The organism is Desulfovibrio sp. (genome assembly GCF_019422935.1).
In the GTDB taxonomy this organism is placed as follows: Bacteria; Desulfobacterota; Desulfovibrionia; order Desulfovibrionales; family Desulfovibrionaceae; genus Desulfovibrio.
This window is the reverse complement of sequence record NZ_JAHZCJ010000004.1, coordinates 24,867-36,523: the sequence shown is the minus strand read 5'-3', so window position 1 is coordinate 36,523 and position 11,657 is coordinate 24,867. Positions and strand designations below refer to the sequence as shown.

At 57.3% G+C, this 11,657-nt stretch carries 9 protein-coding genes, 2 tRNA genes and 1 riboswitch; of the genes, 4 read left to right on the top strand and 7 right to left on the bottom strand.

The genetic code is table 11. From position 1 onward, the window contains the following. Nucleotides 1–41: 41 nt before the first annotated feature. Nucleotides 42–635, bottom strand: coding sequence for an adenylyl-sulfate kinase (locus QZ383_RS06780; protein ID WP_291444129.1), 594 nt, complete (start codon nucleotides 633–635; stop codon nucleotides 42–44). Nucleotides 636–894: 259 nt separating this feature from the next. Further along, nucleotides 895–1,884: an MBL fold metallo-hydrolase gene (locus QZ383_RS06775; RefSeq protein WP_291444128.1), complete on the bottom strand. Its 990-nt coding sequence runs from the start codon at nucleotides 1,882–1,884 to the stop codon at nucleotides 895–897. A 213-nt stretch (nucleotides 1,885–2,097) separates the two neighbouring features. Between QZ383_RS06775 and QZ383_RS06770 the strand changes: the two genes are divergently transcribed. Continuing rightward, entirely contained in the window at nucleotides 2,098–2,445 is a 348-nt protein-coding gene (locus QZ383_RS06770; protein WP_291444126.1) for a helix-turn-helix domain-containing protein, read from the top strand. Between the two features lie 204 nt (nucleotides 2,446–2,649). On the opposite strand, the gene QZ383_RS06765 is transcribed toward QZ383_RS06770, so the two are convergent. Together QZ383_RS06765 and QZ383_RS06760 are read right to left on the bottom strand one after the other, a co-directional pair. Beyond that, nucleotides 2,650–2,726, bottom strand: a tRNA-Asp gene (locus tag QZ383_RS06765). Between the two features lie 11 nt (nucleotides 2,727–2,737). Further along, a tRNA-Val gene (locus tag QZ383_RS06760) sits at nucleotides 2,738–2,813 on the bottom strand. Nucleotides 2,814–3,119: 306 nt separating this feature from the next. On the opposite strand from QZ383_RS06760, the gene QZ383_RS06755 reads away from it, so the two are divergent. Further along, the gene (locus QZ383_RS06755; RefSeq protein WP_291444124.1) at nucleotides 3,120–4,154 is read left to right on the top strand and encodes a polysaccharide deacetylase family protein; all 1,035 of its coding nucleotides are present in this window, start codon (nucleotides 3,120–3,122) and stop codon (nucleotides 4,152–4,154) included. A gap of 185 nt (nucleotides 4,155–4,339) precedes the next feature. Here QZ383_RS06755 and nspC read toward each other — a convergent pair whose 3' ends face one another. Together nspC and QZ383_RS06745 are read right to left on the bottom strand one after the other, a co-directional pair. Next, on the bottom strand, nucleotides 4,340–5,560 hold the full coding sequence (gene nspC / locus QZ383_RS06750; RefSeq protein ID WP_291444122.1) for a carboxynorspermidine decarboxylase: 1,221 nt from the start codon (nucleotides 5,558–5,560) through the stop codon (nucleotides 4,340–4,342). Between the two features lie 53 nt (nucleotides 5,561–5,613). Next, nucleotides 5,614–6,858, bottom strand: a complete 1,245-nt coding sequence (locus tag QZ383_RS06745; RefSeq protein WP_291444120.1) for a diguanylate cyclase — start codon at nucleotides 6,856–6,858, stop codon at nucleotides 5,614–5,616. A gap of 422 nt (nucleotides 6,859–7,280) precedes the next feature. Between QZ383_RS06745 and QZ383_RS06740 the strand changes: the two genes are divergently transcribed. Next, nucleotides 7,281–8,117, top strand: coding sequence for a DMT family transporter (locus QZ383_RS06740; protein ID WP_291444118.1), 837 nt, complete (start codon nucleotides 7,281–7,283; stop codon nucleotides 8,115–8,117). A gap of 255 nt (nucleotides 8,118–8,372) precedes the next feature. Here the strand turns inward: QZ383_RS06740 and QZ383_RS06735 are convergent, their stop codons facing one another. Continuing rightward, nucleotides 8,373–10,085 carry a 30S ribosomal protein S1 gene (locus QZ383_RS06735; protein ID WP_022659135.1) on the bottom strand — a complete coding sequence of 571 codons (1,713 nt, stop codon included), beginning with the start codon at nucleotides 10,083–10,085 and terminating at the stop codon, nucleotides 8,373–8,375. A 210-nt stretch (nucleotides 10,086–10,295) separates the two neighbouring features. Beyond that, a riboswitch (cobalamin riboswitch) is annotated at nucleotides 10,296–10,516 on the top strand. A 31-nt stretch (nucleotides 10,517–10,547) separates the two neighbouring features. On the opposite strand from QZ383_RS06735, the gene QZ383_RS06730 reads away from it, so the two are divergent. After that, nucleotides 10,548–11,486 carry a sirohydrochlorin cobaltochelatase gene (locus QZ383_RS06730; RefSeq protein WP_291444115.1) on the top strand — a complete coding sequence of 313 codons (939 nt, stop codon included), beginning with the start codon at nucleotides 10,548–10,550 and terminating at the stop codon, nucleotides 11,484–11,486. Nucleotides 11,487–11,657: the final 171 nt, after the last annotated feature.

Sequence of the window (11,657 nt, the reverse complement as noted above, 5' to 3'; positions counted from 1 at the left end):
CTTTCGCCGAACCTGTCTATGCAGGTTGTCAGGTGCGCCCGTTAAAGGGCAATGGCGGCATTCATAAACGGCCCCGAAGCCTGCGGCAGCATGCGGCGTCCGGTGTCGGCCCATTCACGGTCTTGCGTAAGGGCGTCAAGCGTGAGGTCGCGCAGCTGTTCATAGCATTCCACCAGCGAATACCTGTCGGTATCAATAATGCAGTGGGGGCTACGGGGGTCGTCAAAAGCGTCAAAAACTGAATCCAGTGTCGAAAGGACACCGCGCTCCGCCTTGGCATACAGGCCCTTGGCATCGCGCTGCACCAGGGTTTGCAGCGAGCAGCGCACCCATACCTCGCGGTACATGGGCAGCAAGGCCCGGTTATTCTGCCGCATGCTCTCATATGGAGTGGCGGCGGCGACAACGCACACTTTGCCCTGTGCCTGCAAGCTCAGCGCGTAATCGCGCAGGGCATCGGTATTGCGCACGCGATCCTCAGGGGTGGCGGCGGATAATCCGTTGCTGCGGCAGAAGGTGTCGGCGTCGATGAATTCAACGTCAAAGCCTTGCCCGTCAAGATACAGGCGCAGCAGTGAACCAAGGGTGGTTTTTCCACTGCCGGAAAGTCCCAGCAACCAGATTGTCGGCGTCATACTGTCCTCGCTTGCTTGCAGTGCGGTTATGCGTGTGGCAAACCTGCAATAGCTTATGCAAATTGCCGGCCAGTATTAAATTTTTTTAGTAAGTTTATATTGTTAAGCATATCCAATAATTGGGGGTGCGGCAATTTTGACAGCGCTGATCTCATTCCGCCGTGGGCAAACCCTCGCGGGATCGCCCACGGCAGTCATGCGGGCAAACATGTGTTGCGGGGTGTAAGGCAGGTATGTGGCAGGGGAAGAGCAGCGGTTGTTATTTTACAAAGCTCTGGACGGCATCGTTGACATAGGGGATGGGAAACCACTGATATCCCTGCCCCGCCTTGCCCACGTGCCCGATGCCGGGAAAGGAAATGTGCGCTCCGGCCACAAGGTGCCCCTTTTCTGCGGCTTCTGCAAAAAGACGCTGCCTCTGCCTGACGGCTCCCTCGGGATCAAGGTCGTACTCAATGGCCGTATCCGGCAGGGGAAACTGCGCCTCAGCAACATGAACCGTATCCCCCCAGAACAACAGTTTTTCACCATTGCTTTCTAGCAGGTAGCAGGTGTGCCCCGGTGTGTGCCCCGGTGCGGCCATTGTGTATATCTTGGGCAGCACCATTTGGCCGGCTTCAAAGAGGGCAACCTTGCCCGCGCTGAGGTAGGGGGCTAGAGATTCCTGCCCCTTCACAAACATGGGCCTGAAATACTCCGGCGACTTGTCCATCTGGGCAGCGCTGAGCCAGAATTCGGCCTCAACGCGGTTCACATGCACGGTGGCGGACGGGAAAACCCTTTTGCCGTCCGCTGTAAGCCCGCCGGAGTGGTCGCCGTGGATGTGCGTGAGCAGAATATCCGTGATATCACCGGTTTTGAACCCGGCCCCCTCAAGGCTGGCTGCAAGTTTGTCTACTGTTGGGCCGAGCAGCTTGCCTGAGCCGGTGTCTACGAGGATGCGGCGGTTTTGGGCGAGTATAAGAAAGGCATTGACCGAGGTAGGTCTGGGCGAGGGCACATAGGCTTTTTTTAGGGCGTTTTCTACCTGCCCATGCTTGGGGCTGATCAGCCTAGCGTTGCTGTTCAATGTGCCATCAGAAATTGCCGCCACATGCACATCCCCAAGTTGCAGCCAGTAGTAGCCTGCCTGTCTGTAAAGCGGCGCGGGCGGCGGCGTAGCTGCGAGGGAAGGCTGTGGCAACAATGCCGCGCCGGGCAAAACAAGTGAGGCGACTGCAGCCTGTTGAAGAAATCGGCGTCTGTTCATACGGCCTCCTGTTTGGCTGGGATCATCTTGGGCAAGGATGCAGCGCATGTATGCTTGAATGCCCTCTAGCCCCAGTATATGTTTGGGTTAACGGAATGTGTATGTATATTGTTCGTTAGTTCCGTTTTTATGAACAATAAGGGCTAGTGTCAATACAACCGGTACAGGTTTGCCGTCTGAGCCGTCCTCTTGCCTTTATAACAGGAAAAAATGATGAAAAATCTGCACCATCCGGCTGTTGAAAACGTAACGGTCGAAGGTCTTCTGCACGCCCTTTCTGATCCTGTACGCGTACAGATTCTCAAGGAAATCATACGCTCAAATTCGCCAAAAATGTGTTCAGACTTCCTGAACATGCCGGACAGGGCCATACCCAAGTCAACCCTTTCGCAGCATTTCAGAATATTGCGCGAGGCTGGCCTGATCCGCAGCGAGAGAAGTGGTGTTGCGCTCAAGAATACCCCGCGGTGCCAGGAATTGCAGCCCCGTTTTGGGCGGATGATAGCCGAAATTCTGGCGGCATATGCCGAGGAGTACGGCAGCAAGAATGTAGATGAATAGAGCCGGGCAGCCTGACGATAGGCAAAGGGCGGTTGTGCGGCTCCTTGCAGCGGGCGGAAGCCGCCGCAAGGGCTGAGCTGGGGGCCATGACTTTCGTAATGGATAAAACAGGGCCGCCCGCGGTTGCGGGCGGCCCTTAATGTGTTGCGCGTGGGCTACAAAAAAAGAAACGGGAGGTCAGTGATCTGACCTCCCGGTGACTTCTGGCGGAGCGGAAGGGACTCGAACCCTCGGCCTCCGGCGTGACAGGCCGGCGTTATAACCGACTTAACTACCGCTCCGTTTTTTGGGATGGTGGGCAGTACAGGACTTGAACCTGTGGCCCCCGCCGTGTGAAGGCGGTGCTCTACCAGCTGAGCTAACTGCCCTCCCGGCGAAAATGAGTTCTACGCAAACACCCCCCCAGAGTCAAGTGAAAAAAATGAAGTAAAAAAATTTTTACAACACAAAAATTTTAACATGCTGATTTTTAAACATAAGTTAAAAAAATGCCCAATAATGCCCTTTTCCTTGTGTTGCGGTGCTTCATGGGGAGTGCTAGACCTCCCCTTAGCACATTACAGAACGCTGAACGCCGCTGTTTTCGCGCTTCCGGCGCAAAAGCTGCACAGTGGATGCGCCGCCGGGGAGGCGGTTTTCTGTTCTGGGCAATTCGCTGTTGAGGCACAAGAAAAATGAGATTTTTTTTCAAGCAGATATGCTTGGCGGCCTGCTTTTTTGCAATTGGGCTTGCTGCCCAGTCGGCGCAGGCGCGTGTGGTCGAAGGCAACACCATCATGGATCAACCCATGCGGGAGAACCTGTGCGCCCTCACCTTTGATGACGGCCCGTCGATAAACACGCCGCATCTGCTGGACATGCTGGAAGAATACGGCATCCCCGCCACGTTTTTCATGTTGGGCAACCAGGCCGAGCGCCATCCCGACATTGTAAAGCGCGTCATCGCCGAGGGGCATGAGGTGGGCAACCACTCCTATTCGCACCCCAATCTGCGCGTAGTCAGCCTTGCCCGCAAAGAAGAAGAACTGCGCCGCACAGATACCATTTTGCGCAACCTCGGGGCCTCGCCCCAGTTCATGCGCCCGCCCTACGGCTCGTATGACGCCTCTACGGAAAAAGTTGCAGCCAGCCTTGGCCTTTCCCTCATGCTCTGGTCCATGGACAGCCGCGACTGGCAGCGCCTGCCAGACAATTACGCCACCCTGCGCAACAACAGGGGCACTGTCTATGCGCCGGGAACCCTACGCGGTATCTTTTTGTTTCACGACTCGCACAAGCGCACGGTGGACGACCTGCCGCGCATTATCCGAGATCTGCGCGCTGGTGGTTGTCAGCGTTTTGTGACCGTGACCGACTATCTTGAGGGTCTTATGGACCCTGAACCCGGCCTGCTCATGACCCGCGTCAAGCGTGGCGCCCCCGGCATGGATGAGCCTCCCATGGTTGCCCGTCATCAGGTTGAAGGTGTGCATCAGTCAGAAGAACTGCCGCCGCACAGTTTCCCTGCAGGTTCGGCTGATATCCCTCTGGCGCGCAGCAGTACCCCCTGGCAACTGGAGGAAAGCCCAAGCCCGGAAATGTCCGGCCAGGCCGCATTGCCCGGCACTGCCGCGCATCCCGTTCAGGATGCTCCCCAGCCTGCGGGCAGCAGCGCTGCTCAGCCGAGAGAAGGCTCTGCACTTCCCCCTGCACAGGCTCCTGCCTCCTGATGCGGGAGTAATGTTTCTTTTGACATTGCTCTGCCAAAGGCGTGTAATTCAGCTATGGCGTGAGAGCACGCCTCCAGATTTTCCACTGTCCTCCCCCCCACAGGGAAGTACAAATGAAAGGCCCGGATCAACTCCGGGCCTTTCTGCTTTCCAAGATGGAATGACTCAGGGACAGTTCTGTCCGCTTATGAAAGCCGCGCTCTAAAATCCTGGTAGCCAAATTCCCGCAACATGCGAAAGCGCGTGTCGCCCGCTGCATCGGCTTCGCAAATGCCAATGGATGGCAGGCGCAGGCCGTTGAATGTGGTGGTTTTGACCATGCTGTAAATAGCCATGTCTTCAAATACCAGCCGCTGGCCGGGCACAAGGGGCGCGTTGAAAGAATATTCTCCTGCCACATCGCCCGCCAGGCAGGATTTTCCGGCAAGACGGCACGTCCAGGCCTGTTCCCCGGCCTCGCCCGCCAGTTCGGCCACATGTGCAGATTCGTAGCGTACACGCGGGCGATAGGGCATTTCAATGACATCGGGCATGTGGCAGGGAACGCCGATATCAAGAATAGCCACAGGCATGTCGGCCTGCACCACATCTAGCACCGTTGCCACAAGCCAGCCTGCGTCCAGAGCTACAGCCTCTCCCGGCTCCAGGTATATCTGCGCGTTGTAGCGGTCGCGCCAGTCGGTCAGGCAGCGGCAGAGCAGATCAAGATCATAGCCGGGTTTGGTGATGTGGTGCCCCCCGCCAAAGTTGATCCAGCGGCACTGCGGCAACCATTGCCCAAAATGGCGTTCAACGGCCCTCAGGGTGCGCTCAAGGGCATCTGCTCCCTGTTCGCACAGTGTATGGAAATGCAGCCCGGAAATGCCCTCCAGAGCTGCAGGATCAAAGTCCTTGGGTCTGATGCCCAGGCGCGAGCCAGGTGAGCAGGGATTGTAGATGGCGGCTGCGCCCTCGGAATGCTCGGGGTTGATGCGCAGGCCGCACTGAATCTGGCGATCCGGGCAGCGGCTCTTGTTCTGCATGGCCACTGCGGGCGCGAATTCGCGCCACTGGGCAATGGAGTTGAATACCAGATGATCCACAAGGGTGAGCAGTTCGGCCATTTCGCGTCGGTTCCAGGCAGCGGCAAAGGCATGCACCTCGCCGCCAAAGTCCTCCCGTGCCAGCCGCGCTTCGTCTACGGAGCTTGCGCAGGCCCCCCACAAGGGGCCGTGCCCCTTGGTGCGCGAAAGAAGTGGAAAAGTCGCCCAGGCTGCGTAGCCCTTGAGCGCAAGAAGAATCTTGGCCCCGGTGCGCTCCTGAACTGCGCCCAGAGTAGCGGCATTGGCCAGAAGCTGCGCTTCGTCCAGAACAAAACAGGGCGAAGGAATACGGGCGGGATCGAACAGAAGGTTCTGGCAGTGCATGGATATTCCTTTGAACAGAGAGAGTTTCAGTATGGTGTCGCGCTCGCGCTGGCTTATGCTTGCCAGACAAAGCGGTCGCGCCCTTCCCGTTTGGCTGTGTAAAGCTGGGCATCGGCCGCGTTGATGAGCGATTCGAGGTCGCTGGCCTTTTGCTCGGCCATGCCGATGGAAACAGAAATGGCTATGCTGAGTGCTCCGATCTGCACTGGTTTTGAACTAACGGAAGTGCGAAAATTTTCAAGCCTTCGGGCAAAGTCGTCTTTATCCATTCTCGGCGCGACCACACAAAATTCTTCACCGCCGTAGCGCCCGCAAATGTAGGGAGCGGGAAACTCGTCGCGCAGCATGCCGCCAAGCTGCCGCAGGGCAATATCGCCCGCCAGGTGCCCGTAACGGTCATTGACCTGCTTGAAATAGTCAACGTCGATCATGGCGGCGGCCAAGGGGCGGCGGTCTTTTCTTGCCTCGGCCACAGCATCTTGCGCTTCTGAGAAAAACTGACGGCGCACCAGCAGGTTGGTGAGGGCATCGCGCTCCGCCAGGGCGCGGTTTTTACGGATAAGATCCTGAATATCAAGGTTCATGGAAATACGGCACAACAGTTCCTCAAAAGAGGAAGTTTTGAACACGTAATCGTTGGCTCCTGACCGCAGAAACTGCGCACCCGCGTCCGTACCTACAGAAATGACAATGATGGACAGCTCGTCCATGGTGTGGGTCTTGCGGATGGCGGCGGTGAGCTTGATGCCGTCCATGCCGGGCATGTAGTGGTCTGCCAGCACAACGCGTATGGCGGGATGCTCCTTGAGGATTTGCAGGGCTTCCAGGCCGTTGCTTGCCGTGTAAGCCGTGATGCGCTGACGCCGCAGCAACTCGGATACCTGCATGCACCAGAGGTTGGAATCGTCCACGATCAGAGCTTCAACGCCGCTGTTGGCGCGCAGGCGTCTCACCACGCGCATGAGGTACATCATATCATCGGGGGTACGCTTGACGATATAGTCGGTAACACCCTGCAGCATGAGGCGTTTATAGATATCTTCGTCAAAATGGGCGCTGACCACCACAACAGGGATGTTCCGGGCAAGGATGGCAGGGACAATTTCGCCGTTGGGGGCATCGGGCAGGTTGAGGTCGCAAAGAGCGAGAAAGTACTGCGAAGCATTGTCCTCCAGCAGTTTCAAGGCCTGCTGGCGGTTCTCGGCGCATTCGTAGGAAAGCCCCAATTGTTCCTTGAGATTGTGCGCCATAAAACGCGCTGTTGTCCGGCTGTCTTCAACGATGAGAACTTTCTGCATGTTTGCTTCCGCATGGGGGATTGGTTTGGGGCAGGATAAAAAAATTGCGCCGTGCAAGAGTGCGGAACCTGCGCGGCGGCTGTGAATTTTAATCGTATTGATTTTTGCTCTTGCAGTCAAAAGGGATATCGGCTCCTGCGTGTTATATTTGCAGGACGCGCACTGCACAGCGTAGTCGGCGAAACCGCGGGCCAAGGCAGCGGGAACGATTGCCTGCCGCAGTTCTGCCCCCGATAGCACGCAACATGGCCTGCGCGAAAGGATTTGCCCTTTTGCACGGGCACAGAATCACGCTGCCAATTGTAGGCGCATTACCGCAGTGTATGTGGCTTGCATGGGGCGTATACCTTCACGCTATTGGCCCTTTTGCGTGGGGGGCGGCGCGGCCTTGGCATTCACCCGGCAAAAAGTTAGCAATGACCATGTCCCCATCAATACTGCTCGCCATTCTCTTTGCCGCGTTTCTGCACGCGCTTTGGAATATTATTGTCAAAAGCGGTGAGAACAAGCTGTTTGAAACAGGATTGAACGCCTTTGGCGCTTGCGTGGGGGCCTTGTGCCTGCTGCCTCTTTTGCCGCCTCTGCCGCAGGCTGCGTGGCCTTATCTTGGCATGTCGTGTCTGTGCCATCTTGGGTATTACATCTGCATTTCTGCCGCATATGAGCGGGTAGACATGTCTTTTGCCTATACCGTAATGCGCGGCTGCGCGCCCTTGCTCACCTCGCTGGCCCTGCTGGCCTTTGGCGTAAATATGTCTGCGGGCGCATGGTGCGGTGTGCTGACGCTTTGCGCCGGTATTCTGTGCCTTGCCACGGATAATATGCGCCGTGGCTATGGGTGGAGCGAAGTTTTTATCTCGTTGCGCACATCATGTGTCATTATGGGGTACACGCTGGCGGACGGCCTTGGTGCGCGCGAAAGCGGCAACGCTGCCACCTACACTACCTGGATTTTTTTGATCAACGCGCTCCCCGTGCATGTTTACATTCTGTGGCGGCATGGCTGGAGCTACGTAAGCTATGCCCGTAAGCGGCTTGCCGTGGGTACGTTTGGCGGCTTGGCGAGCATGGGCTCATACGGTATTGCCCTGTGGGCAATGACCCTTGCGCCCATAGCCGTGGTGGCGGCCCTGCGCGAAACCTCGGTGATCTTTGGCATGCTGCTGGCCATGTGGCTGCTGCACGAGCGCTTTACGCCCTTGCGCGGATTTTCTGTTCTGCTGGTTGTTGGTGGTGCAGCACTGCTCAAGCTGGCCTGATCAGCAGGTTGCAGACTGGTGGACTGCCCCGGTGATTATGGCGGGTGCTATTATGTGAGATATCCTTGGCCGAAGGCGGCGGGGCATGTACACCTGCGGAAACGGTAGTTCTGCACAGGGGCAAGGTGTCAGCCCTGCCTGGAGATCTCTGGTGCATCACTGACTTGATTGCCCCTCACTGCTTGTTGCTGGCGGGCAACAAGAAAGGGCGCTCCCTTGCGGGAACGCCCTTTTGTATTTTGAAGCAGAAACAGACTAGCTGTTTTCGCTTTCTTCAAACTTCTGCTTGAGCAGGTCGCCCAGGCTCTGACCGGCTTCTTGCGGGCCGGAATGGAATTCCTTGGGCTTGCGGCGTTCTTCTTCGTCCTTGATCTGCTTGATGGACAGGCCCAGACGGCGCTCTTCAGCGCTGACATGGATGACCTTGGCCTGGATTTCCTGGCCTTCCTTGTAGATCTCGGCGGGGGTCTTCACTTTCTTGCTGGAAAGCTCAGACACGTGCACCAGGCCTTCAATACCTTCTTCCACTTCAACAAAGAGGCCGAAGTCGGTGATGTTGGTCACGATACCCTTGATGGTGCAGCCCACGGGGTAGGTGTTGGGCACATGGCCCCACGGATCGTCCACCAGCTGCTTCACGCCGAGGGTGAACTTTTCGTTTTCCTGATCCACGGTCAGCACCTTGGCCTGCACGGTGTCGCCCACCTTGTACAGTTCGTTGGGATGACGCACTTTCTTGGTCCAGGAAATGTCGGAAACGTGGATAAGACCGTCGATGCCGTCTTCGATGCCAATGAACATGCCGAATTCGGTGATGTTCTTGATGACGCCTTCAAGGACGGTGCCTTCGGGGTACTTTTCAGCAACCAGTTCCCAGGGATTGGGGCGAACCTGCTTCATGCCGAGGCTGATGCGCTTCTTGTCGCCGTCCACGCCCAGGATGACCACTTCGACTTCGTCGCCGGTGTGAACCATCTGGGAAGGATGACGCAGCTTGCGGGTCCAGGACATTTCGGAAATGTGCACCAGGCCTTCAACGCCGGGTTCCAGTTCCACAAATGCGCCGTAGTCAACCAGGTTGGTGACCTTGCCGCTGCACTTGGCCCCTTCAGGGAAGCGGGCGGAGATGTCCTGCCACGGGTCGGGCACGAGCTGCTTGAGGCCGAGGGAAACTTTGTTGTTGTCGCGATCGAAGGAAAGCACCTTCAGGGTCAGTTCCTGACCGATGGTGATCATTTCCTTGGGATGGCGAATGCGCTTCCAGCTCATGTCGGTGATGTGCAGCAGGCCGTCGAGGCCGCCGAGGTCAACAAACACGCCGTATTCGGTGATGTTCTTGGCCTTACCGGTAACGATCTGGTTTTCTTCAAGGGTGCGCAGCAGATCCTGGCGTTTGGAATCGCGCTCCTCTTCAAGCAGCACGCGGCGAGAAACGATAACGTTGCTGCGGCGGCGGTTGATCTTGAGCACGCGGAATTCGAATTCCTGGTTGACCAGGGCATCCATATCCGGCACGGGGCGCAGATCCACATGTGAACCGGGCAAAAACGCTTCCACACCGCCGATGTCCACGGTGTAGCCACCCTTGATGCGGCGGACAATGTGGCCCTTGATGACCCGGTTGTTTTCCTGCACGTCTTCGAGCTGGTCGAACACCTGCATGCGCTTGGCTTTCTCGAAAGAAAGAGTGATGGTGCCGTCGTTTTCGTTCTTGCGAACAACGTAAACGTCAACACGATCGCCCACTTTGACGGAAATGTTGCCGGCGGGGTCGCGGAATTCTGCCGCGGGAATCTGCCCTTCGGACTTAAAGTTCACGTCAACAAGCACATTGTCATCATCCACGCGGACGATTTCGCCCTTCGTGATAGAGCCTTCCTCAAGATCGCCGAAATCGGGATTGAGGTAGTTTTCAAGGGCGCTTTCGAAATTGATTTCGTTGTCGTGCCCGGTTTCCAAACCTGCCATATGTCCAGCCTCCAAACATAATTTCCCCATAACAGGGAGGTGCCTTATTATCAGGATTTCAGTAAAAGAACAAGAAAAAATACGCGCCAAATCGGCTTTAGCCGCCGAAAAATCGGGATTCCGCGCCGCTCCGGATGGCCCAGGCGCGGCAGCCCGCGCGGGGCATACCCTGCAAGGGCCTGTCTGGCGGGGCTTGCAGGGTATGCCCACTTGACTTTTATTGTCGCATGAATTGTTTTGAAAGGGTCGGCGGGGAATTCCGTTAAAATCGGAAACAGTCGCGCTGCGGTAAGAGGGAACGAAGCTTCATCGTTCCGCCACATGGCGGGGCGCTACAGCCAGTCGCGCGAGCGGCGAAGGCGAAGTCTAGGCAAGGGGCGCAAGGCCCACGCCCTCAAGTCCGAATATCCTCCGGCATTTTATCCAACTTCAACCCGTCAACGCGCCATTGAGGAGGTTGCCATGCTGCGTGCTACGCCGCATTCCATTTTGCATTATTTCACCCGTACCCTTTTGCCCATTCTTTTGCTGTGCGCCGTCATGGGCGCGCCTGCGCTTGCTCCTGCCGCTGAATCCGGCGCAGAGAGCCCCAAAGCAGGCGTGTTGCTGGTGGCCTTTGGCACCAGCGTTCCCGAAGCCCTGGCTTCCATGAAGGCCGTGGATGCGGAGTTCAAGGCCGCTTTTCCTGGTCAGCCGGTGGTGTGGGCCTATACCTCGCAGATTATCCGCAAAAAAATAGCCGCCGAGGGGCATCCCGTGGGCGGCATCAGCGATGGCCTCGCCCAGCTTGCCAAGGACGGCGTCAAGGTCGTGCGCGTACAGTCGCTGCACGTCATGGCGGGCGAGGAGTTCAGCGCGCTTGAACGGGCCGTGCTTATCGACCTGCAAAAAAATCCGGGCCGCTTTGACGCAGTGTTTCTTGGCCGCCCCATGCTGGAATCGAAAAAAGACGCGCAGGAACTCATTCAGGCCATCAGGGAAGACGTCAAATCTCTGCGCGGCAAGGATGCAGCCCTGGTGCTCATGGGCCACGGCCAGAGCCATGGCCGCGCGGATCTGACCTTTGAAGGTACGCGCGCCGTGTTCCACGATGCGGACAAACGCGTGTTTATGGCGACAGTAGAGGGCGCGCGCAGCGTGGACGACCTGCTGGTGGAGCTCAAGGCCGCCAAGGTCAAGAAAGTGGTTATCGAACCGCTCATGCTGGTGGCTGGCGATCATGCGCACAACGACATGGCCGGGGATGAAGACGATTCCTGGGCCTCGAAACTCAAAGCAGCCGGCTTCAAGGTGGAGACCAACCTCAAGGGTTTGGGCCAGATTGCCGGTGCGCGCGCCATACTGGTGCGCCATGCCCGCGAAGCTGCCGATGACCTGACCAAGGAACCCAAGAAGCAGTAGCAGGGCTTGCCTGCGCCGCATATTTGTTGCGGGAGCCGCATAGGCCGGGACAGCGCGTCTGGTTTGTGCGGCTTCTGTTTTTGGATGCGGGAAATTGGGGAATGCGGGCGATGCGGCGTTTCGCGGAGGTTTTTCAGACTAGTTGTAAGGCTCAGTGCGCTTGAGAATGTT

Bases quoted from the DNA above. Each gene is read 5' to 3' on its own strand.
- QZ383_RS06780 (WP_291444129.1), bottom strand. From the start codon at position 635: ATGACGCCGACAATCTGGTTGCTGGGACTTTCCGGCAGTGGAAAAACC.
- QZ383_RS06775 (WP_291444128.1), bottom strand. From the start codon at position 1,884: ATGAACAGACGCCGATTTCTTCAACAGGCTGCAGTCGCCTCACTTGTT.
- QZ383_RS06770 (WP_291444126.1), top strand. From the start codon at position 2,098: ATGAAAAATCTGCACCATCCGGCTGTTGAAAACGTAACGGTCGAAGGT.
- QZ383_RS06755 (WP_291444124.1), top strand. From the start codon at position 3,120: ATGAGATTTTTTTTCAAGCAGATATGCTTGGCGGCCTGCTTTTTTGCA.
- nspC (WP_291444122.1), bottom strand. From the start codon at position 5,560: ATGCACTGCCAGAACCTTCTGTTCGATCCCGCCCGTATTCCTTCGCCC.
- QZ383_RS06745 (WP_291444120.1), bottom strand. From the start codon at position 6,858: ATGCAGAAAGTTCTCATCGTTGAAGACAGCCGGACAACAGCGCGTTTT.
- QZ383_RS06740 (WP_291444118.1), top strand. From the start codon at position 7,281: ATGTCCCCATCAATACTGCTCGCCATTCTCTTTGCCGCGTTTCTGCAC.
- QZ383_RS06735 (WP_022659135.1), bottom strand. From the start codon at position 10,085: ATGGCAGGTTTGGAAACCGGGCACGACAACGAAATCAATTTCGAAAGC.
- QZ383_RS06730 (WP_291444115.1), top strand. From the start codon at position 10,548: ATGCTGCGTGCTACGCCGCATTCCATTTTGCATTATTTCACCCGTACC.